Annotated in this window: 18 protein-coding genes and 2 pseudogenes; 8 read left to right on the top strand and 12 right to left on the bottom strand. The window is 71.2% G+C overall.

Going from position 1 to position 21,782, the window contains the following annotated elements; translation table 11 throughout:
* Positions 1-224 precede the first annotated feature (224 nt).
* Genes OHO27_RS02145 through OHO27_RS02135 form a run of 3 tightly spaced genes read left to right on the top strand, consistent with a single transcriptional unit; the run spans position 225 to position 3,372 of the window.
* Complete coding sequence (locus tag OHO27_RS02145; protein ID WP_328419722.1) at positions 225-1,250, top strand: ArsR/SmtB family transcription factor; 1,026 nt, start codon at positions 225-227, stop codon at positions 1,248-1,250.
* Entirely contained in the window at positions 1,222-1,815 is a 594-nt protein-coding gene (locus OHO27_RS02140) for a hypothetical protein (RefSeq protein WP_328419720.1), read from the top strand. The genes OHO27_RS02145 and OHO27_RS02140 overlap by 29 nt, the downstream gene beginning before the upstream one ends.
* 3 nt (positions 1,816-1,818) lie before the next feature.
* Complete coding sequence (locus OHO27_RS02135; protein WP_328430324.1) at positions 1,819-3,372, top strand: HEAT repeat domain-containing protein; 1,554 nt, start codon at positions 1,819-1,821, stop codon at positions 3,370-3,372.
* A 53-nt stretch (positions 3,373-3,425) separates the two neighbouring features.
* Here the strand turns inward: OHO27_RS02135 and OHO27_RS02130 are convergent, their stop codons facing one another.
* From OHO27_RS02130 to OHO27_RS02100, 7 genes and pseudogenes are all read right to left on the bottom strand, one after another.
* Positions 3,426-3,653, bottom strand: a complete 228-nt coding sequence (locus OHO27_RS02130; protein WP_328430734.1) for a hypothetical protein — start codon at positions 3,651-3,653, stop codon at positions 3,426-3,428.
* Entirely contained in the window at positions 3,650-4,054 is a 405-nt protein-coding gene (locus tag OHO27_RS02125) for an amino acid permease (protein ID WP_328430323.1), read from the bottom strand. Before OHO27_RS02125 ends, OHO27_RS02130 begins: the two co-directional genes overlap by 4 nt.
* Positions 4,003-4,164, bottom strand: coding sequence for a hypothetical protein (locus OHO27_RS02120; protein WP_328430733.1), 162 nt, complete (start codon positions 4,162-4,164; stop codon positions 4,003-4,005). Before OHO27_RS02120 ends, OHO27_RS02125 begins: the two co-directional genes overlap by 52 nt.
* A 17-nt stretch (positions 4,165-4,181) precedes the next feature.
* Positions 4,182-4,835: pseudogene (locus tag OHO27_RS02115) on the bottom strand (APC family permease); the annotation flags it as partial.
* A 71-nt stretch (positions 4,836-4,906) separates the two neighbouring features.
* Positions 4,907-5,032, bottom strand: a complete 126-nt coding sequence (locus tag OHO27_RS02110; protein ID WP_328419718.1) for a hypothetical protein — start codon at positions 5,030-5,032, stop codon at positions 4,907-4,909.
* Positions 5,033-5,166: 134 nt separating this feature from the next.
* The gene (locus tag OHO27_RS02105; RefSeq protein WP_328419716.1) at positions 5,167-6,633 is read right to left on the bottom strand and encodes an aldehyde dehydrogenase family protein; all 1,467 of its coding nucleotides are present in this window, start codon (positions 6,631-6,633) and stop codon (positions 5,167-5,169) included.
* A 227-nt stretch (positions 6,634-6,860) separates the two neighbouring features.
* Positions 6,861-7,759 (bottom strand): annotated as a pseudogene (locus OHO27_RS02100) (DMT family transporter).
* A 238-nt stretch (positions 7,760-7,997) separates the two neighbouring features.
* Here OHO27_RS02100 and OHO27_RS02095 point away from each other — a divergent pair.
* Positions 7,998-8,792, top strand: a complete 795-nt coding sequence (locus OHO27_RS02095; protein ID WP_328419714.1) for an SDR family NAD(P)-dependent oxidoreductase — start codon at positions 7,998-8,000, stop codon at positions 8,790-8,792.
* A 66-nt stretch (positions 8,793-8,858) separates the two neighbouring features.
* Here OHO27_RS02095 and OHO27_RS02090 read toward each other — a convergent pair whose 3' ends face one another.
* Positions 8,859-10,328: a carotenoid oxygenase family protein gene (locus OHO27_RS02090; RefSeq protein WP_328419712.1), complete on the bottom strand. Its 1,470-nt coding sequence runs from the start codon at positions 10,326-10,328 to the stop codon at positions 8,859-8,861.
* An 85-nt stretch (positions 10,329-10,413) separates the two neighbouring features.
* Between OHO27_RS02090 and OHO27_RS02085 the strand changes: the two genes are divergently transcribed.
* A complete protein-coding gene (locus OHO27_RS02085; protein WP_328419710.1) occupies positions 10,414-10,935 on the top strand; it encodes a PadR family transcriptional regulator in 522 nt (173 codons plus the stop codon).
* A 42-nt stretch (positions 10,936-10,977) separates the two neighbouring features.
* On the opposite strand, the gene OHO27_RS02080 is transcribed toward OHO27_RS02085, so the two are convergent.
* Both OHO27_RS02080 and OHO27_RS02075 read right to left on the bottom strand, forming a co-directional pair.
* Complete coding sequence (locus OHO27_RS02080; RefSeq protein WP_328419708.1) at positions 10,978-13,425, bottom strand: SpoIIE family protein phosphatase; 2,448 nt, start codon at positions 13,423-13,425, stop codon at positions 10,978-10,980.
* Between the two features lie 150 nt (positions 13,426-13,575).
* Complete coding sequence (locus tag OHO27_RS02075; RefSeq protein WP_328419706.1) at positions 13,576-15,651, bottom strand: SpoIIE family protein phosphatase; 2,076 nt, start codon at positions 15,649-15,651, stop codon at positions 13,576-13,578.
* A 255-nt stretch (positions 15,652-15,906) separates the two neighbouring features.
* Here OHO27_RS02075 and OHO27_RS02070 point away from each other — a divergent pair, with 255 nt between their 5' ends.
* Complete coding sequence (locus OHO27_RS02070; protein ID WP_328419704.1) at positions 15,907-19,281, top strand: pyruvate carboxylase; 3,375 nt, start codon at positions 15,907-15,909, stop codon at positions 19,279-19,281.
* Between the two features lie 81 nt (positions 19,282-19,362).
* Here the strand turns inward: OHO27_RS02070 and OHO27_RS02065 are convergent, their stop codons facing one another.
* Together OHO27_RS02065 and OHO27_RS02060 are read right to left on the bottom strand one after the other, a co-directional pair.
* Positions 19,363-20,199, bottom strand: a complete 837-nt coding sequence (locus tag OHO27_RS02065; protein WP_328419702.1) for an alpha/beta fold hydrolase — start codon at positions 20,197-20,199, stop codon at positions 19,363-19,365.
* Entirely contained in the window at positions 20,192-20,947 is a 756-nt protein-coding gene (locus OHO27_RS02060; protein WP_328419700.1) for a MerR family transcriptional regulator, read from the bottom strand. The genes OHO27_RS02065 and OHO27_RS02060 overlap by 8 nt, the downstream gene beginning before the upstream one ends.
* Before the next feature lie 63 nt (positions 20,948-21,010).
* Here OHO27_RS02060 and OHO27_RS02055 point away from each other — a divergent pair, with 63 nt between their 5' ends.
* Both OHO27_RS02055 and OHO27_RS02050 read left to right on the top strand, forming a co-directional pair.
* Positions 21,011-21,484, top strand: a complete 474-nt coding sequence (locus OHO27_RS02055; RefSeq protein ID WP_328419698.1) for a DUF6194 family protein — start codon at positions 21,011-21,013, stop codon at positions 21,482-21,484.
* A 67-nt stretch (positions 21,485-21,551) separates the two neighbouring features.
* On the top strand, positions 21,552-21,767 hold the full coding sequence (locus tag OHO27_RS02050; RefSeq protein WP_328419696.1) for a hypothetical protein: 216 nt from the start codon (positions 21,552-21,554) through the stop codon (positions 21,765-21,767).
* The last annotated feature ends 15 nt before the right edge of the window (positions 21,768-21,782 follow it).

The following is a 21,782-nucleotide window of genomic DNA, read 5'->3' as shown; positions in this document are numbered from 1 at the left end:
GATCTTGGTCGCGTACGTCTCTCAGGCTGCCCGTCATCGACCTTTCCCTGCCAGGTGATTCGGCGCGCGCCGAAAGTGACTGCTGACGCGCATGGACGACGGTGCGCGCCGGGCGAGTTGGCGTGAATAGAGATTTCGCGATTCACGGGAATACGGGGAGTATCGGGAGGACCATCCCACGCTGAAACGTCAGTTGATCACGTGACCGACTGAGATGGATTTTCGTGCTCCGAGTGCACTTCACGCGCCAAGACCTTCTCCGGACACGCGTCGCCGCCGCACCCGACCCGCTGTGGGAACTCGTACTCAGCGTGAACCTGCTGGCGACGCGTCAGGGTCGTGCCGTATTCGACGCCTGGCGCGCGCAGGCGCGAGCCGGGCTCAACGGGGTGCCCCGGCAACAGCTGCACCTCGTCCGGGCGTTGGCCCCGCCGCGCGGCAGCTTTCCCGACTTCCTCAATCCGGCAGAGGCTTCCGAGGGGCTGTCCGAGGGCGTACGGGCGATTCTGTCCACGCCTCGCCGGCGGCTGAGCAGGGAGATGAACGTGCTCACGGCGGCACCGAGATGGCTGCGTCCGCTCGCCGACGGCGAACCCTGCGCGCTGGAGAACCTCGGTCAGGCCCTGCACGGGTACTTCCACGCCGCGCTCGCCCCCTACTGGTCCGCCGTACGGGCGCAGATCGAGGCCGACCGTGCCGTGCGGGCGCGGGAGATACTGCGGGGCGGCGTCGACGCGCTGCTGTCGACGCTGGGCCCGTCGATGCGCTGGCGGCCACCCGTGCTGGAGACGCAGTACCCACTGCAGCGCGAGTTGCGCCTCGACGGCAGGGGGCTGCTGCTGGTGCCCTCCGTCTTCTGCTGGCAGACACCGATCACCCTGACGGACCCGAGGCTGCCGCCCGTGCTGGTCTATCCCGTCGCCCGCACGCACCGCTGGTGGCTTCCTCCCCAGGGGGGCACCGGATCCCGGGCGCTGGCGCGGCTGCTCGGCCACGGTCGGGCCACCGTGCTCCGGGCCCTGGAGGACGGGTGCACCACGAGCGAGGTGGCCCGGCGTGCCGGGGTGACCCCGGCGACGGTCAGCGAGCACGTGAGGATCCTGCGGGAGGCAGGGCTGGTCGCTTCGATCCGCGACCGGAACACCGTCCTGCACGTCCTCACCCCGTTGGGCCACAGCCTCCTGACAGCGAACCGGTCCGGCGAGGCGGAGTTGAGAATCCGTGGACCGGCGGGCTGCTCTTCCGCCTAGGATCTCGATCATGTTCAAGTCAGGGGTCGGTTTCTTCGCGTTGTTCGGGCTCGGCTGGTGGCTGCTGGGATCGAGCGCATTCGACGGGTTGATGCGGCAGGGTCTGCTCGTGGTCGGCTGTGCCGTCACGGTGGGGCTGATGCTCGCCGCGCGCCGTTTCCTTCCCGCATCGGCAGGCGGCCCGTTCCCCGTTGACCGACGTCGGCGGTTCAACCAGATCAACGGGCTTCAGTGGCTGCTGATCATCGCCATCGCCGCAGTCTGCAGTCAGGTCGGCGTGCCGGTGCTCATTCCCCCACTGATCGCGGTTGTCGTCGGGCTCCACTTCCTGCCGTTGGCGGCGGTGTTCGAGCAGCCCCAACTGCGCGTACCGGCGGCCCTGTTGATCGCTGCCGGGGCGGCCGGCGCGACCGTCTGGCTCACGAACGGCCCGGACGGGACCGTTCGCCTCGTGGTGGGCGTCACTTCTGCGCTCTCCCTGTGGGGCACGGCGATATGGACAGTCGCGGGTGCGGCATCCGCTGCCGGGCAAGGGGCGGGAAATGAGGCATCCGGCGGCGCGTGACGGATCGCCTACACCCTTCCGGCCCGCTCGCTGGTCCGACCCCTCGGGGTGTTCATGGGATCCGAGCAGCAAATCGACTTCTTTCTGCGGGCGTTGAAGAACGGCGACACGTGGCGGCGAGCGGCCGCGGCGAAAGGGCTCGGGAAGGTCGGACGGGACGAGCACGCGTGGGTGCTCGTCGGATCGGCGGACGACCCCTCGCCCGAGGTGCGTGAGGCCGTGGCCGTGGGGCTCGGCCGGAGCGGGGTCGCCGAGGCGGGCCGTCGCGTGCTGCCCGCCCTGATGGGCGACGAGGATCCGTGGGTACGGCGCCGGGCCTCGCGCGCCGCGATCCGGCTCGGGCTCGACGGCCCGGCGGTCGAGGACGCCTACTCCCGCTTGCTCCGCGACCCTGACCGTCACCTGCGGATCAACGCCCTGGACGGCTTGGCGGCCCTGGGCGTGCCGGGCGATGCCGCCGGCCTCGTGGCGCTTCTGGGCGATCCGGAGGGAGCCGTTTGGGGACGCGCCCGTGCACTCGTGTGGCGCTTCAAGGACGACCCGGCCGTCGGCGCGGAGCTGATCCGCACGGCCGAACAGGGCGCGCCGGACGCTCGCGTGCAGGCTCTCCAACTGCTGCCCGGGCACTCGACCGTGCGCCTGCTCGATTCGCTGGTCACGGGACTGCGCGACACCGCGGCCCGGGTGCGGATCGCGGTGACGCGTCGGCTGCTCGACGTCGAGGACGCGCACACCCAGGACGCCTTGGTGGGGGCACTGGAGGACGAACGGGACGCGGACGTCGCGGACTTCATGCTGCACGCACTGGGCCGGCGGGGCGAGGAACGGGTCACCGGACCGGCGACGCGATGGCTCGCCGATTCCGCCGTCGGACCGTCGGCCGCGTACGCGCTGGGAGCAGCGGGGACGCGGACCGCCGTCGCGGTGCTGCGCACGGCTCTCATCGACACGGCGCTGCCCGGCCGTACGCGTGCCGCCGCTGCGAGAGCCGTCGGGGAGGCGGCGCGATGGGACGCCGTCTGGCTGCTGCTGCCGCTTCTGGACGACCCCGACGGTGATGTGCGAGCGGGTGCGGTGGACGGGCTGGACGCGCTGGTGCAGGAGGGGCTTCGCCTCTGGGAACGCCGTCCTGTGGCCGAGGCGTTGGTGGCCCACCTCGTCGCCGATCCCCACACGGTCTGGAAGACGCACAACGCCCTCATCGGCCTGGCGGAGGCGCTGCCCGCGCTGCGACGGACAGTGGACCGGACACCATCGGCCGAGGTGCGAGCTGCCGCGCTCTCCCTGCTGGACACGTACAACGCCACCGACGAGAACACCCGTCAGGACCTGGGGCGCTTCGTCCGTGCCCTGGACGACCCGGACGAGACGGTCCTCTTCCACGCCGCGGAGGGCCTGGCCCACTGGCTGGCGGACACCGGGACGCGACCGCAGGACGAGGGGCGGCTGCGTGCCCGGCTCAGCGCCCTCGCCTCGGACGCCGCGCAGGAGGAGACCCGCGCGGCGGTCGACGAGGCGCTTCGGGCACTGGACCGGCGCGGTCCCGTCTCGTCGTGACGGCGGCTCAGGCCACCGCCTCGCGACCGCGCTTGTCGGTGTGGATCAGCTGATCACGATCCGTTGGAGGCCTTGCTGCGGTTGTCCGGCACGGCGTCGCCGGCGAGTGCGTCGCCGCGGCCGTAGTGGTGGGTGGTGAACATGTAGAGCAGGCCGGTGCCCACGACCACCCCGCCGCACAGCAGGACGATCCAGTTCTCCCACCAGGACTTCTCCGGGGTGCGGGCCCAGCAGATGTTGATGATGGCGAGGATGCCGTAGGCCAGCGCGGCGATGTTCACCGTGAGACCCCAGCGGCCCAGGGTGAACTCCCCGCCGGTTTCCAGCCCTTGAGCCGGGCGCGCAGCGCGGCCAGGACCACCATCTGGAACGAGCCGTAGATACCGAGGATCGCGAACGAGACGATGTTGGTGAGGGCGTCCTCGGAGAGCAGTGAGGCGAAGGCGATGATCAGCGGCACCGCCGCGGACACGAACAGCGCCCAGCTCGGCACCGCACGGGCGTGGACGAACCGCCGCAGCAATTGGTGCCCGACGATCATCTCGTCCCGGGCGTAGGAGTAGATGAGCCGCCCGGCGGCGGCCTGGAGGCTGATCGTGCAGGACAGGAAGGAGATCAGTACCACGGCCATCACCAGCCGGGCTCCGGTCTCGCCCATGGCGTCGTACAGAACGTCCACCACCGGGTCCCCTGCTCGCCCGAGATGATCGCGTTGAAGTCCGTGACCGACAGCAGCAGCGACATACAGGTGAACGTGGCCGCCGCGCCGCCGATGTAGATGGTGCGGCGCATCGCGCGGGGATGACCCGGCCCGGGTGGGCGACCTCCTCGGCCGTGTCGCCGCACGCCTCGAAGCCGTAGTACTGGTAGAGGCCGATGATGGCGGCTGCCAGGAACGCCGGCAGGTAGGAGCCGTCTCCCTCGGTGCCGTAGGTGTCGAAGATGACGCCAATGCTCTGGTGACGGTGGGTGGCCAGCAGGTAGACGCCGACGACGAGGGCGCCGATGAGCTCGCCGGCGAAACCGATGAGCGCCGCCGTCGACAGTGCCTTGGTGCCCATGTAGTTGATGAGGATGGCGACGACGATGAGCACGGCGGTGCACAGCACGGTGGTGTGCACGGTGGCTTTGAAGCCGAAGAGGATGGCGATGTAGGGGCCGGCGCCGTAGGCGACGGAGGTGATGGTCACCAGCAGCGCCCACATGTACACCCAGCCGGTCATCCACGCCCAGCGCGTGCCCCACAGCCGCCGGGCCCAGGGGTAGACGCCGCCCGCGATCGGGTACTGGGCGACGATCTCGCCGAAGATCAGCGCGACGAGGAACTGGCCGCAGCCCGCGACCAGGAACGCCCAGATCATCGGCGGTCCGCCGTCGGCGATCGCGATGCCGAAGAGGGTGTAGGTGCCCACCACCGGGGAGAGGTAGGTGAAGCCGAGGGCGAAGTTGGCCCAGGGGCTCATGTCCTTGCGGAACTCCGAGCCCGGTTCCCCTCCGGGGACGCCGGAGGCCGGTGCGGGAGGCTGCGTGCCGGTCACCGCTGCACCTCTCTTTCGATGTGGCCGAGGCGGCCGGTGTCGGCGGCCTTCGGGGCTTCGGAGGCGCCCGTCCGGCGCGTACCCACCGGGTGGTACACGATGTGCGCGGTGGTGGGGGCCATGGGTGCCTTTCTTCGGTGCCCGTCGTGCCGCGGGCGGGCGGCCTTGCGTCGGTTGTCCTCGTGCCTCGTGCCTCGTGCCTCGTGCCTCGTGCCTCGTGCCTCGTGCCTCGTGGCGAGCGGCGTGCTGCCTCGCCTCAGCCCTTGAACCAACCGGAGCGGGCGGGGGCGAGGTTCTGGTAGATGTGCTTGGCCTCCTGGTACTCGCGCAGCCCGGTGGGACCAAGCTCGCGCCCCACACCGGAGCGGCCGAATCCGCCCCACTCGGCCTGCGGCACATAGGGGTGGAAGTCGTTGATCCATACGGTGCCGTGGCGCAGCCGCTGGGCGACGCGCTGGGCGCGGCTCGCGTCGGAGGTCCACACGCCGCCCGCCAGGCCGTAGCGGGTGTCGTTGGCCAGCTCCACCGCCTCGTCCTCGGTGCGGAAACGTTCGACGGTGACGACCGGGCCGAAGACCTCTTCCTGGACGATGCGCATGGAGCGGTCGCAGTCGGCGAAGATGGTCGGCAGCAGGAAGAAGCCGCTGCTCAGGGCGGGTTCGTCGGGACGGGTGCCGCCGGTGACGAGCCGGGCGCCCTCCTCCTTGCCGACGGCGATGTAGCTCTCGACCTTCTCGCGGTGCTCGGCGGAGCTGAGCGGCCCGCTCTCGGTGCCCTCCTCCATGCCGTTGCCGAGCCGGATCTGCCGGGCACGGTCGGCGTAGGCCTCGACGAACCGGTCGTGCAGGGAGTCCTCGACGAGCAGGCGCGAACCTGCCGAGCAGACCTGCCCGGAGTGCAGGAAGGCGGCGTCGAGCGCGTAGTCGACGGCGGCGTCGAAGTCGGCGTCCGCGAAGACGATGTTGGGGTTCTTGCCGCCCAGCTCCAGGGCGATGTTCCGGGGCCCCTCGGAGGCGCTGGCCATGATGGCGCGTCCGGTGTTCAGACCGCCGGTGAAGGACACCAGGTCCACCTCGGGGTGGCGGGTCAGGGCCGCGCCGACGGTCGCACCGGAGCCCAGCACGAGGTTGGCGACGCCGGGCGGGGCGCCGGCCTCCGCGATGAGCCGGATCATCGCGATCGTGGTGAGGGGGGTGATCTCGCTGGGCTTGAGGACGAACGTGTTGCCGGCGGCCAGCGCGGGTGCCACCTTCCAGGAGGCCTGGAGCAGCGGGTAGTTCCAGGGAGCGATGAGCGCGCACACGCCGACCGGCTGGTAGACGACACGGCTGAGGACGTCCGGGCCGACGTCCACGATCCGGCCGCCGTCCTTGCCCGCGAGCTCGGCGAAGTAGCGGAAGGCGTTCGCCACGTCCTCCACGTCGATCCGGGCCTCGGTGAGCGTCTTGCCCGTGTCGAGCGTCTCGGTGTGGGCGATCTCCTCCTGATCGCGCATCAGCAGGTCGCGCACGCGCAGCAGGAGGTCGGCCCGGTCGCGGGACGGAGCGTTCGCCCAGTCGCCCTTGTCGAAGGCACGCCGGGCGGCGCGCACCGCGCGGTCCACGTCGGTGGCGTCGGCCTCGTCGACCGTGGTGACGACAGAGGCGTCGTAGGGGTTGAGCACCTCCCGCCGCCCACCGGCCGTCGCCTGTGTCCACTCGCCGTCGATGTACAGCTCACCCACCGCGGGGCCTCCTTCGGATCCGGCCGGTGCCGATCGGCTCGACGGTCAGCAACATGGCCCATCGGGCGGGCGTCGGCCACGTGGCGCACCGCCGTGCTCGCGTCCGGGTGGTCCAGAGGACCCGGGTGGGCTAGGGATCTTCCCTCTGGAGCCGTCCGCCGCCGTACGCCACGGGGATCGCCGCCGTACGCCACGGGGATCGCCGCCGTACGCCACGCGGGCACCGCTCACGGCATCCGTTCCTCCGCCCGGGCCCCCTCGTCGGGCGCCACCATCGCCTGGGCGAGCGGAATCCGGGCCAGTGCGAGGACGCCTGCGGCGATCAGCGCGACGCCGAACAACTGCGGCAGCAGCCACCACCCGGAGCGGACGGTCTCCTCGTACAGGGTGATGCCGAGGGCGAGGCTCACCAGCGCGTCGCCGAGGGTGAGCGCGGGCTGCGAGGCGACCAGCGGACCGGCCTGCATCGCGTTCTCCAGCAGGAACAGCGCGCACACACCGGTCGCGGCGAAGGCGTACGTCTGCCAGGCGGAGAAAAGCCTCCGAGTCCCTGCTCCTCAAGGATGTGCATGGCGGCCTTCATCAGCGCCGCGGTCACCGCGTAGCTGATCGCCGTCGCGGCACCCAGACACGCTGCCCGCGCGCGGCCTTCCGGGCGCCTCAGGGCGGCGACTGCGAGGCCGGCGACCAGCCCCATGCAGACGGCGAGCGCGGGAATCCAGCGCTCCAGCTCCACATGGGTGCGATTGCCGGTCGGGGAGGCGGCGACGAGCGCGACCGCCAGCCCGGCCACCACCACCGCCACGGCCAGCCAGCCCCTGCCCGGCAGATGCCGGTGCATCAGCAGCGAGGCGACGATGAGGGTGAGCGGCAGCTCCAGGATGAACAGCGGCTGCACGATCGTCAGCGGGCCGGTCGCCAGCGCAAGCGCCTGGCCGACGGCGGCGGCGATCACCGCGAGGATGCCGGCCAGCCAGACGGGGCGACGCAGCAGGTCGAGGATGAGCCCGGCCCGGAACCCCTTGGAACTCGGCACGGTGAGGGCCGCCTTGCGCTGCAGCACCGTCGCGACGGCGTTGCTCAGTGCCGCGCAGATCGCGAAGAGGACCGAGAGCGGAGTGTGCAGCTTGGGTCACCTCCCGGATCGGCGGGCGCGTGACGCCGACTGGATTCCGCCCGGCCATCGTCGGCCTGCTTCCTCCGGCCATTGTGCGGAGCGTCTCCTCCGGGCGCTTGCCGTCGGCCACTCGGCGACCTTGCCCGGTGCGCCCACTTAATGTGGGCGATTGCTTGTAGTGCGCGTGTGCAAGTAATCTCGCGGGGTACACAGCCACCGAATCCGTATGTGAAAGGGGCTGCCAGGCATGCAGATCGATCTGAGGGGCCGTACGGCGCTGGTCACCGGTTCCACCCAGGGCATCGGCGCGGCGATCGCCGCCGGACTGGCCCGCGCGGGGGCCCGCGTGGGCGTCAACGGCCGTAGCCCGGAGCGCGTCGAGCAGGGCGTCGCCGGGTTGGCCAATCAGGTGCCCGGCGCCGAGTGGGTGCCGGTGCCGGCGGACGTGAGCACGCAGGAGGGTGCGGACCAGGTGGCCGAGACGCTGCCCGACGTCGACATCCTCGTCAACAACCTCGGCATCTTCGGCTCGGCCGACCCCCTGGAGATCAGCGACGAGGAGTGGCGGCGCTACTTCGAGGTGAACGTGCTGTCCGCCGTACGGCTGACACGGCTGTACCTGCCGGGTATGACCGAACGCGGCTGGGGACGCGTGCAGTACATCGCCAGTGACTCGGCGATCGTCACCCCGGCCGAGATGATCCACTACGGCATGTCCAAGACCTCGTTGCTCGCGGTCAGCCGGGGATTCGCCAAGCACGCCGCCGGCACGGGCGTCACGGTGAACTCCGTCATCGCCGGGCCCACCCACACGGGCGGCGTGGAGGACTTCGTCTACCAACTGGTCGACCGGGACCTGTCCTGGGACGAGGCCCAGCGGGCGTTCATGCGCAAGCACCGGCCGCAGAGCCTGCTGCAACGGCTGATCGAACCGGAGGAGATCGCCAACATGGTGGTCTACCTCAGCTCGGACCAGGCCTCCGCCACCACCGGCGGCGCGGTGCGCGTGGACGGCGGGTACGTCGACTCCATCCTGCCGTGACGGAACGGGGACGGCGCTCGGCCGGCTCGTGTGTCACCTCAAGCAGCAGCTGATCGATCGTGGGAGTCACACGCGGCCGGTGAACAGGCCGTGGAAGCCGTACGGGACGATGTGCGGGGCCTGCGCCCGGGCCAGTACGTCGAGCGTCCGGGCGGACAGGACCAGCAGGGACGAGGAGCCGTTCGCGGAGTCGAGGACCAGGGACAGCAGCACACCGTCGTCCTCGTCGGCCGCGCCCGGGGCAGGGACGAAGACCGGCTCGCCCGGGTAGCAGCCCGCCTCGTGCCAGGTCCGGGTCCCGCCCGTCCGTGTGTCGACCTTGACGAGCTGGTTGAGGAAGTCGTCCTCGCGGCCGTCGAGGGAGCTCACGCCGTACGCGTACCGGTAGTCGCGTCCGTTGTGCCGCTCGTAGGCGATGCGCGGCAGTTCCATGGACTCCTGCGCCAGCCGCTCGGTCTCGACGCGGCCGGTGCGCAGGCCGATCCGGAAGCGGGTGGGATGAGCGACCGGAACGCCCCGGCCCGCCCGCAGCCGGTCCAGGTAGAGCGCGTCGATCACCGAGGCGTCGGAGTAGGCGCACAGATCGAGTACGAGGTCACCGTCGCGGTCCTCGTCCTCCCAGGCGTTGATGTGGTGGAAGGCGAAGCACGCCGTCGTCTCGTACACCCCGCGCACGCCGCCCTCACGCTGGTCGAAGACGATGAAGCGGGTGCCCTGCTCGGGATCCCAGCGGTAGTTCTCGATGAACGGCCTGCCGCTGAGGATCAGGCTGAGCGGGTTCACGGTGAGCGGGAACTCGGCCAGGACGACGTACCGGCCGGTGATCGCGAAGCTGTGCATGTACCCGGGCCTGGTGACCGGGTGACGGCCGATCAGCTCGCGCTTCGTGCCCGTCGCCGGCTGGCGGTGGACGCGGTACTCGCTGCGCCGCGCGAAGTGCGTCAGCTGGTTCACCAGATCGCCGGTGCCGGGGTCCTGGTGCGGGTGGGCAGTGGTGACCTGGCCCTTCAGCGCGTCCTCGTAGCCGACGACGCCGGCGGTCGCGAGCGTCTCGGGATCGAACTCCACCGGCAGGGGCGTCTCGGTCAGCGCCACGAAGCGCTCACCGAAACGGGCCACGCTGACGTTGGGGTTCGTCACCTCGGGGCGGGAGAAGACGCTGAAGAACCGGGCGAACAGCGAGCGGCACGGGTCGGTGGCGAACTCCGGGTAGGCGATCCGGCCCGACTCGCGCGCGGCCCTGCTGCTGGGTGTGTCGACGAACTTGTTCGTGTAGGTGACCTGGCCGTCGGCGAAGGCGAAGCGGTGCAGCATCGCCTGGCCGTCGAACCAGTGCCGGAACGCCCTGCCGGCAGCTCCGTTCCCGGATGCCCCGTTCCCGGAAGCTGCGTTCCCGGCCTCGAAGCGTGCCGGTCCGTTGCGCAGCAGACTGCCGCGCAGCCATGTCGGCAGGGTGCCTTCCACGGGCAGTTTCCGGTCGCTGACCTCGGTGTCGAGGGTCCGGAACCCGGCCGCGTAACCCTTCTCGGTGCTCATGCGGATCACCCCACAGTCCATAGTGGACTATCGTGTACGTCATCAAGGCCAACACAGTCCACAGTGGAATGTCAAGGGAAGACTCATGCCAGGTAGCGAGCTCAACGCGAGCGCGGCCTCGCTGCTGGGATTTCTGCACGCGGGCGAGGCCAGCGGCTATGAACTGGTGAAGCTCGCCGAGGAGCTGATCGGCGACTTCTGGACCCTGACCCGCAGCCAGGTGTATCGGGAGCTCGCCACGCTGGCGGATCGTGGACTGGTGAGCGCCGGGCCGGCCGGGCCGCGGGCACGCCAGCCCTACCGGCTCACCGACGAAGGCCGCGCGGCGTTCGCCGAGTGGGTCACCCGCCCGCCGGGCACCGAGCAGATCCGCTACCCGCTGCTGCTCACCATCGCGTTCGGTTCAGCCGTGGAGCGGGAGCGGCTGCTGGAGTTCGTCGCCGAGCACCGTGCCCTGCACGAGAGCCGGCTGGCCGGCTACCGGGAACGCGCCGCCGCTGGCGGACTCGACGCGTATCAGCGCGCGACCCTTGCCTTCGGGCTGCGTTACGAGGAAGCCGTCCTGGAGTGGATGGACGAGCTGCCCGGGATCCTCGCCGAGACCTGAGCCGCCGCGCGTCACGCCTTGCCGGCCGCCCGTCGTGGCAGGTCAGGTGCCGGTCTCCGCAGAGGGCTCCGGCAGCGGCTGCTCGGCCCAGATGGTCTTGCTGTTGCGGCCGTAGCGCGTGCCCCACCGTTCGGCCAGCTGGGCCACCAGGAACAGGCCGCGTCCGCCCTCGTCGGTGCTGCTGGCCTGACGCAGGTGGGGCGAGGTGCTGCTGCTGTCGGAGACCTCGCAGATCAGCTGGCCGTCACGGATCAGACGGAGCACGACCGGGCCGCCGGCATACCGGTAGGCGTTGGTGACCAGCTCGCTCACGATGAGTTCGGTGGTGAAGGCACACTCATCCAGCCCCCACTCGGTCAGCCGGTCCGTCACCAGCGCCCGGGCCCGGGCGGCCGCGGTGGCCTCGGCCGACAGCTCCCAGGTGGCCACCTGCTCCGCCGCCAGCACCCGGGTCCGGCCCAGCAGCAGCGTGACGTCGTCGGCGGACCGGTCGGGCAGCATCGCGTCCTCCACCGCCTTGCACGTGTGCTCCAGCGACTGGGCAGGACCGGACAGCGCGGTACGCAGCAGGTCCAGGCCCTGGTCGATGTCGCGCTGGTCGGCCAGGAGGAGACCGTCGCTGTACAGAGCGATCAGGCTGCCCTCCTCCAGTTCGAGCTCTGCCGTCTCGAACGGCAGCCCGCCGAGGCCGAGTGGTGGACCGGCGGGCAGTTCGATCGGGCGGACCTGCCCGTCCGGACCCAGTACGGTCGGCGGCGGATGACCCGCGCGGGCCAGGGCGCAGTGCCGGGACACGGGGTCGTAGATCGCGTACAGGCACGTCGCGCCCAGGATCTGGGGCATGTTCGCATCGATCTGCTGCTGTTCGGTGGCCAGCTGGTCCACCAAGTCGTCGAGCCGGGCGAGGACTTCGTCCGGAGCCAGGTCGAGGTGTGCCAAGGTGCGCACAGAGGCGCGCAGCCGGCCCATGGTCGCCGAGGCGTGCATGCCATGGCCGACCACGTCGCCGACGACCAGCGCGACGCGCAGGCCCGACAGCGGGATGACGTCGAACCAGTCGCCGCCGACTCCGGCGGAGGCCTGCGCGGGCAGATAGCGGTGGGCGGTCTCGACCGCCGGATGCTCGGGCACCTCACTCGGCAGCAGGCTGCGCTGGAGGGCTTCAGCGGCCTGGTGCTGCTGGGTGTAGCGGCGGGCGTTGTCGATGCAGACCGCGGCTCTGGCGGCGAACTCCTCCGCCAGGGTGAGGTCGTCCTCCTCGAAGGGCTCCGGCCGCTGGGAGCGCCACAGGCAGACCAGGCCGAGGATGACACCGCGCGCGGTCAGCGGCACCACGATCAGGGAGTGGACGCCCATCGCGAGCGCCTTTTCGGTCCGCGTCGGTTCGGCGGCGAACCATCCGGAGTCGGGATCCAGAGTGGCCTCCAGGACTGGCCGACGCTCGGCGAGGCAGCGGGCCGGTGCCGTCCGGTCGGGAAAGCTGAAGAGATGGCCGACGGGATACATCAACTTCTGCGCGTCGGGCCGGACGCTGCGGACCGCCATCCTCCGTAGTGGACCCTTGGCGTCGGGCGCCGGTTCCTCCCCGCGGGTCACGGGCTCCAGCAGATCCACCGACAGGGCGTCGGCGAGTTCGGGAACCGCCGACTCGGCCAGCTCACGTGCCGTCGTGGCGACATCCAGCGTGCTGCCGATCCTGGCGCCGGCCTCGTTGAGCAGCGCGAGCCGGCGGCGGGCCCGATGGCGGTCGGTGACGTCCTCGACGATCTCGGTGACGCCCAGCACCCTTCCGGACGGGTCCTGCATCCGGAAGGCGGAGATGGAGATGAACAGTTCCTTGCGGGTGTCGCTCAGCAGCCGTGCCGGTTGCTCGGCGAAGATCACGGGCCTGCCCGTCTCCAGGACCGACCGCAGCTTCTCCTCGGCGAGGTCCGCGTCCGCACCGAGGAGGAACTCGCCCGCGCGTCGCCCGCGGTACGCCTCCGGCGGCAGTCCGCCGAACCTTGCGACCGCCCGGTTCATCCGCAGCACGCGCAGGTCCGGCCCGAGAACCACGACACCCACGGGGGACCGGCTGAAGAGGCCGTCCAGCACGCCCCTGTCGATCTCCCACTGGATGACGTCCTCGGCGCGCGAGCCGACGAGAAGCCACTCGACGCTGGAGTCCAGCCGTTGCACGCACCGGGCCCTGAACCCCACGTACATGCGGTCGCCCGCGCGGTGCCGTACCGACAGCAGCCCGAACCAGCCGCCCTCCCGCAGGCACGCGTGCGTCGCCTCGGCGATCACGGACTCGTCCCCGCTGTCGATCAGGACCTCGCGGACCGGCCGGCCCAGCACCTCGTCGGCCCGGTACCCGAGCAGCTTGGTGGCCTGCTCGCTCCAGGCGACGACCCGACCCCTCCTGTCCACAACGGCGGAGGCGGACTGGTGGATCGAGAACGGATCCTCCGGGCTCTCGCTGAGCGTCGTCGGGGGTGTGTCGTGCATCGCCCACCCGTCCCGCGCCGTTCGCGGGGCCGTACTGCGGCCCCGGGGCGCTCCTACCGTTCGGCATGCCTGGCAGCGGCTCAGTCCCAGTATCGGGTGTACGGGCACACCGTGCCTCGGAAGCTGCTCCTTACGGTCCGGCCGGCAAGGTCATCGCGGCAGAGCCCGAGCCAGGAGAACCGCCACGTCGTCGTCGGCGCCCTCGGGCATGACGTGGGCCAGGACGCCGTCGCAGATCTTCGCCAGCGGGCGGCCGGGCTGACGCAGTGCCTGTGCCAGACGGCGCATGCCCTGGTCGAGGTCCGTGCCGCGGGTCTCGATCAGGCCGTCGGTGTACATCACAAGAAGCCCGTGCGCAGGGAGGACCACCTGCTGGACCTCGCAGTCCATTCGGCCGACGCCGAGGGGCGGGCCCGCCGGGCAGTCCAGGAAGGTGACCGTTCCGCGCTCGTCGGCGATCACGGGCGGCGGGTGACCCGCCCTGGCGATCAGACACAGGCCGGTCCGCGGATCGTGAACGGCGTACAGGCACGTGGCCATCTCGTTGTCGCCCAGATCCGCCACCACGGCGTCCAGGGCGGGCAGCACCTGGTCGGGCGCGGGCTCCCGGCGGGCCAGGGTCCGTATGGCCGTGCGCAGCTGCCCCATGACCGCCGCCGCGTGGATGCCGTGCCCCATCACGTCCCCGATCACCAGGGCGGTCCGGTCGTCCGACAGGGCGATGGCGTCGAACCAGTCGCCGCCGACCTCGTGGTCACCGGCCGGCAGATAGCGCCCGGCGAGTTCCAGTCCGTCGACGGGAGGCAGGACGGGGTTCATCAGGCTGCGCTGCAGGGTAAGGGCCGCGTCACGCTCCCGGCTGTACATGCGCGCGTTGTCGATGTTCAGCGCCGCCCGGGCGACCAGTTCGTCGATCAGCAGCGTGTCCTGGTCGTCGAACGGCCCGCGATGCCGGGTCCGGGTGACGATGACGGCGCCGAGCACGGTCCCGCGGGCCACCAGCGGGATCAGGCGCGCCGCGCCCACATGGGCGCGCAGGTAGGCGCGCAGCCTGTCGGCGCCCGGGGCGATGATCATGGGGCCGATGTCGGACCGGGCCAGGTCCATGGGCCGGCCCTGGGTGATGACCCGTTCGTACACCGAGCCCACGGGGACCTGCTGGGTCATGCCGACGGCGAGTTCGTCCGCCGGCGCCGCCGGATCGGTGAAGGACGCCGCGGTGCGGCGCACCACGCCGTGCGCCGATGCCGCGGTCTCGTCCGGGGCCACCGCCTCCTCCAGCAACTGCACGTCGGCGGAGTCGGCCAGCCGGGGCACCAGCACGCGGACCACCTCCTGCGCCGTCTGCCGCAGATCCAGCGTGGAACCCATCTGCGTGCCCGCCTCCGCCAGCAGCGCGAGCCGCCGCCGCGCCCGCTCCGCCTCCAGGTGGGCGCGCTGTCCCTCCGTGACGTCGATCACCGAAGCGATCAGTCCGATCCGCCGGCCGGCGCCGTCGAGCAAGGGTGCGTAGGAGCAGGACCACGTCCGCAGCAGCTCCGGCTGTGTCGTGCTGACGGCGGAGTAGCGGAAGTCCACCACCGCCTCACCCCGGTCCAGGACCTGCTGCATCACCGACTCCAGCGCCTCGGTGCCGGGGGCGACCTCGCTCACACGCTTGCCGACGTGCTCCGCCACCGGTACGCCGTCCACACGGGCCAGCGCCTGGTTCACCCGCAGGAAACGCAGATCGGAACCGAGCATGGCCAAGCCGATCGGGGACTGGGTGAACAACCCCTCCAGCGCCGCCAGCGCATCGCGCATCTGCTCCACGGCGGTGGTCTCCGCCGCGATGGCCATCACGCCCGTCCGCCGCCCGTCCGCGATCGGGCAGATCCACATGTCCATGTCGACCAGATGCCCGTCCCGATGGCGGACCGGCAGCCGTGCGACGACCGCCGCACCCCCCTGCACGGTCCGGGTGAGCCGCTCGGCCAGGTCGCGGTTCTCCTCGGGCACGAGAACACGGTTGACGTCCTGGCCCACCACCTGCTCCGGGGTGTGACCGAGCAGGTCGTGGGCGGCGAGCGACCACTGCGCCATACGTCCCTCGGCATCGGCAACCCACAGGGCCAGCGGCAGCAGATCCTGGAACACCCCTGGGTGTCCCACCGCGGACATACGCCGGTCCGGGGTTTCGCCGACCGCATCGTGCGCATGCGCACCGTAGGGACTGGCGCTGGTCATAGGGGCACCTCGCTCACCCGGCACCGGCCCACCGCGACCCGGGGCCCGCGACGGACCGACGCCACCCTTGACCACAGGAGGCTCAAGGACAGCGTAGGCCCGTCCGGCCGCTCAGGTGTCGGTGGTGCGCTGTGACAGGTTGCGGAACCTGGGCAGGTGAGGGGGGAGATCGAGAGTGGCCCGGCTCACATGGCGTGAGAGAGGCGCCGCCGACACCATGGGTGCTCCGTCACCGCAAGGCTGAAGGGATCAAGAATGTTCCGCAAGGTGCTGGTCGCCAACCGCGGGGAGATCGCGATTCGTGCGTTCCGCGCAGGCTATGAGCTCGGCGCGCGCACCGTCGCCGTCTTCCCGCACGAGGACCGCAACTCCCTGCACCGGCTCAAGGCCGACGAGGCCTACGAGATCGGGCAGCCCGGACATCCGGTGCGGGCGTATCTCTCCGTGGAGGAGATCGTCCGCGCGGCGCGCCGTGCCGGAGCGGACGCCGTGTACCCCGGGTACGGATTCCTGTCCGAGAACCCGGATCTGGCCCGGGCCTGCGAGGAAGCGGGCATCACCTTCGTCGGACCGAGCGCGGACATCCTGGAGCTGACGGGGAACAAGGCCCGCGCGGTGGCCGCAGCCCGCGAGGCCGGCGTACCCGTGCTCGGCTCGTCCGCGCCCTCCAACGACGTCGACGAACTGGTCCGCGCGGCCGACGACGTCGGCTTCCCCGTGTTCGTCAAGGCGGTCGCAGGCGGCGGCGGACGCGGCATGCGCCGTGTGGAGGATCCCGCCCAGCTGCGGGAGTCCATCGAGGCGGCGTCCCGCGAGGCGGCGTCCGCGTTCGGTGATCCCACGGTGTTCCTGGAGAAGGCGGTCGTCGAGCCCCGCCACATCGAGGTGCAGATCCTCGCCGACGGGCAGGGCAACGTCATCCACCTGTTCGAGCGGGACTGCTCGGTGCAGCGCCGCCACCAGAAGGTGATCGAGCTGGCGCCCGCGCCGAACCTCGACCCGGAGCTGCGCGACCGGATCTGCGCCGACGCCGTGCGGTTCGCCCGCCAGATCGGGTACCGCAACGCCGGCACCGTGGAATTCCTCCTCGACCGCGACGGCAACCACGTCTTCATCGAGATGAACCCGCGCATCCAGGTCGAGCACACCGTGACCGAGGAGGTCACCGACGTCGACCTGGTGCAGTCTCAGCTGCGTATCGCCGCCGGCGAGACCCTCGCCGACCTCGGCCTCGCCCAGGAGACCGTCACGCTGCGCGGCGCCGCGCTGCAGTGCCGTATCACCACCGAGGACCCCGCCAACGGCTTCCGCCCCGACACCGGCCGCATCAGCGCCTACCGCTCGCCGGGCGGCTCGGGCATCCGCCTCGACGGCGGCACCACCCACGCCGGTACGGACATCAGCGCGCACTTCGACTCCATGCTGGTCAAACTCACCTGCCGGGGCCGGGACTTCAGCACCGCGGTGGGCCGTGCCCGGCGCGCCGTGGCCGAGTTCCGCATCCGCGGCGTGTCCACCAACATCCCCTTCCTGCAAGCGGTGCTGGACGACGCCGACTTCCAGGCCGGCCGGGTCACCACGTCCTTCATCGAGCAGCGCCCGCACCTGCTCACCGCCCGCCACTCCGCCGACCGCGGCACGAAGCTGCTGACCTACCTGGCCGACGTCACCGTGAACAAGCCGCACGGCGAACGGCCCGACCTGCTGGAGCCGTTGACCAAGCTGCCCGCGCTGCCGGCCGGAGAGCCGCCGGCCGGCTCTCGGCAGCGGCTCGCCGAACTCGGCCCGGAAGGCTTCGCCCGCTGGCTGCGCGCGTCCCCGACCATCGGCGTCACCGACACCACGTTCCGCGACGCCCACCAGTCGCTGCTCGCCACACGCGTGCGTACCAAGGACATGCTCGCCGTCGCCCCAGTGGTGGCGCGCACCCTGCCCCAGCTGCTGTCCCTGGAGTGTTGGGGCGGCGCGACCTACGACGTCGCCCTGCGCTTCCTCGCCGAGGACCCGTGGGAGCGCCTGGCGGCCCTGCGGGAAGCCGCGCCGAACATCTGCCTGCAGATGCTGCTGCGCGGCCGCAACACCGTGGGCTACACGCCGTATCCCACCGAGGTGACCGACGCCTTCGTGCACGAGGCCGCAGCCACCGGCATCGACATCTTCCGCATCTTCGACGCCCTCAACGACGTCGCCCAGATGCGGCCCGCCATCGAGGCCGTAAGGGACACCGGAACCGCCGTCGCCGAGGTGGCCCTGTGCTACACCTCCGACCTGTCCGACCCGTCGGAGCGCCTGTACACCCTGGACTACTACCTGCGCCTGGCCGAGCAGATCGTCGAGGCGGGCGCCCACGTGCTGGCCGTCAAGGACATGGCGGGCCTGCTGCGCGCCCCGGCCGCGGCGACCCTGGTGTCGGCCCTGCGCAGGGAGTTCGACCTGCCGGTCCACGTGCACACCCACGACACCGCCGGCGGGCAGCTCGCCACCTACCTCGCCGCCGTCCAGGCCGGCGCGGACGCGGTGGACGGCGCGGTGGCGTCCATGGCGGGCACCACCTCCCAGCCGTCCCTGTCGGCGATCGTGGCCGCGACCGACCACTCCGAGCGGCCCACCGGCCTCGACCTCCAGGCCGTCGGCGACCTGGAGCCGTACTGGGAGAGCGTCCGCAAGGTCTACGCCCCCTTCGAGGCGGGTCTGGCCTCGCCGACCGGCCGTGTCTACCACCATGAGATCCCCGGCGGCCAGCTATCCAACCTGCGCACCCAGGCGGTCGCGCTGGGTCTGGGCGACCGCTTCGAGGACATCGAGGCGATGTACGGCGCCGCCGACCGGATGCTCGGCCGGCTGGTGAAGGTCACCCCCTCGTCGAAGGTGGTGGGCGACCTGGCGCTGCACCTCGTGGGCGCGGGCGTCTCCCCGAAGGACTTCGAGGCGGAGCCGGACAGGTTCGACATCCCCGACTCCGTCATCGGGTTCCTGCGCGGCGAGCTGGGCACCCCGCCCGGCGGCTGGCCCGAGCCGTTCCGCACGAAGGCGTTGCAGGGGCGCGCCGAGGCCAAGCCGGTCCAGGAGCTGAACGCCGACGACCGCGAGGGCCTGGCGAAGGACCGGCGGGCGACGCTCAACCGGCTGCTGTTCCCGGGCCCGACCCGCGAGTTCGACACGCACCGCGACACGTACGGCGACACCAGCGTCCTCGACAGCAAGGACTTCTTCTACGGACTGCGCCCCGGCAAGGAGTACTCCGTCGACCTCGAACGCGGTGTGCGGCTGCTGATCGAGCTGCAGGCCGTCGGCGACGCGGACGAGCGCGGCATGCGCACCGTGATGTCCACCCTGAACGGCCAACTGCGGCCCATCCAGGTCCGCGACAGGGCGGCGGCCTCCGACGTCCCGGTCACGGAGAAGGCCGACCGTGCCAACCCCGGCCATGTCCCGGCACCGTTCGCCGGCGTGGTGACCCTCACGGTCGCCGAGGGGGACGAGGTGACGGCCGGCGACACGGTGGCCACCATCGAGGCGATGAAGATGGAGGCCTCGATCACCGCCTCGAAGTCCGGCAAGGTGGCCAGGCTCGCCATCAATCGCATCCAGCAGGTCGAGGGCGGCGACCTCCTCGTCGAACTCGCCTGAGCGGCCTGAAGGGCCGGCAGTGCAGGGGCACGGTCTCGCGGATTTCTCCGCCGGGCCGTGCCCCTGCCGCTGCTAACGGCGTCAGCTCGTCTGTTCCTGGAGGAAAGCCATGAGCGCGGCCGTGAGTTCGGCAGGTGCGTCCTCCTGGACGAGGTGGCCCGCGCCGGCGATCGGCTCCAGCCGCGCGCCGGGGATCCTGGCGGCCAGCTCGCGGCCTTTCGCCACGGGGATCCAGGTGTCGTCCTCGCCCCAGCACACCAGCGTCGGGAAGCCGATCTCGCCGTACCGCTCCTGGACTTCGTCGGTGTAGCGCTGGTCGGCCTGGGCGATCTGCCGGTAGAAGGCCGACTGGCCGGCGTCGCCCAGCCAGGGCCGGCTGAGCCGGTCGAGGACGGCAGGGTGCAGGCCGGGGCTGCTGGCCGAGCTGATGTACTCGCGCACCAGAGCGCGGTGCAGAGCGGGCGGCAGTTGGTCGAAGACGTCGGAGTGCTCGCCGACGAGGCGGAAGAACGGGGAGCCCCACGGGCCCAGCGCGACCGGGTCGACCAGGGCGAGCGCGCGGTAGCGGGCTCCGTGCAGCAGGTGTGCCCGCAGGGCGACGGCACCGCCGAAGTCGTGCGCGACCACCAGAGGTTCGTCGAGTTTCCAGTGCGCCAGGAGCTCGGTGAAGACCCTGCCCTGGGTGGCCAGGGAGACGTCCTGGCCGGTGGACATCTCCGATGCTCCGTAACCGGGCATGTCCCACACGAACACCTGGTGGCGGCGCGCGAGCGCGCGGGCGACGGCGCGCCAGACGTACGAGGAGAAGGGCGTGCCATGGAGGAGGACGACCGGATCCTGGCCGGGTTGCCCGAGGCTGTCCCAGCGGATGTTGCCCGACGTGCTGCGGAATGTCTCGGGCAGCTGCCATTCACTCACGGGTGCTGGTCCTCTCGGTCGTGTCTGCCGAAGCCTCGACCATTGTGAGGGCGGCGCTGAGCGCGACGGCACCTTCGAGCAGCGCTCTGGAGCGAGTTGCGATGCCGGCCTCTCTGGCCGCCAGCGCGGAGGCGATGTCCTCCGATCGGCGGGCGCGGCGCAGCTCCGGCATGAGGGCCCGCAGGGGTGCGATGCGGTAGCCGGCCCTGCGCAGCTGGTGCACGATCCGCGCATCCCGGACCTGGGCGGGCGTGTACCGGCGTGTTCCACGCGCGGCGTCACGGTTCGGGACGACGAGTTCCTCCGCATCCCAGTGCCGCAGCGTCGAAGGACGTACGCCGAGAGCGGCGGCGAGGTCGGAAACGCTCATCGAGTCCGACGCCCGTACGTCCTCGATCGGCTCACCGGCGATGGCTCGGGCGGCCTCCTGGGCCAGCCTCAGTTCCGTGCGCTCCGCGTCGAGCCGGGCGTGGGCCGCGTCGAGCAGGGCCAGTGCCTGGGGGGCGGGGGAGTGGTGGACGGCCCGCACGATCCCCTTGGCCTCGGTCGGACCGGCGCCTGCTGCAAGGGCGCGGTAGGCCAGCGCCGACTGCAGATGCACGTCCCCGTAGACCCGGTAGCCCGTGGCCGTGCGCGTCGCCGGCGGAAGGACACCGTCGCGTTCGAGATTGCGCACCTGTTGGACGGAGTACCCGCAACGCCGCGCGATGTCGACGGTGCGCAGATCGCGCCATTTTAGACTTGCCACCTCAAAGTCCCTCTGTCTACGCCTCAAAGTCTCCACAAGCACTTCAATGCAACGCTAGAGCACATGACCATGGACGAGATCATCAGCTTCGTGGACGGACTGGACGGCGTGCTGACCCTCAGGCCGGCACCGGGCGACGGCACGCCGGACATCAGCTGGGGCGACACGTTCTTCTACTACGCGCCCGATCGGGTGCTCCCGACGACGACCCAGCCGTTCGCGACGATCGTGACCAAGAACTACCCCGGCGACGAGGCGTCACGTCTCGACCGGACGGACACCTTCCGCGTGAACGTCAACGCCGGGAAGGAAGCGTTCGTCCACTGGACCGGTCACGCGCCCCGCGAACCAGCCACCGGCGAGGTCGACCCCGGCGCCGCTGACACCGTGATCGCGCACCCCGTCTACGGCACCCTCGGCTGGCTGGCAGTCGTGAACCCGGGCCCGTGCACAGCATCGGCGACCCGTGAGCTGCTGCGTGCGGCCCATCACTTGGCCCGCTCCCGCCATGGACGACGCAGCGCATCGACTACGTGAGGAGCCGAGCGGCTGCGTCACTCCCGCCCCGCATGCGCCCGAGCGCACCGCATCGCACCCTGGTGCTATGGCCAGTGCGCAGCCCATCGTCATCTATCCGCCCGCCGAGGACGGCGGCCGGCGGGTGCGTGCGGACACCCATTTCCTGGGCATGGCGTACGGGCTCCTGGACGTGGCCGAGTTCCTGAGCCGGGCGGGGATCGAGGACGCCGATCCCGAGTACGTACGGCAGTCCGCCCTGATCGAATGGCGGGGCGGTGGCCCGGACGCGTGGGGTCACTGAGGGGCGCGCCGACCA

The organism is Streptomyces sp. NBC_00443 (genome assembly GCF_036014175.1).
Taxonomy (GTDB): Bacteria; Actinomycetota; Actinomycetes; order Streptomycetales; family Streptomycetaceae; genus Streptomyces.
This window is presented reverse-complemented; position numbering and strand designations above follow the sequence as displayed.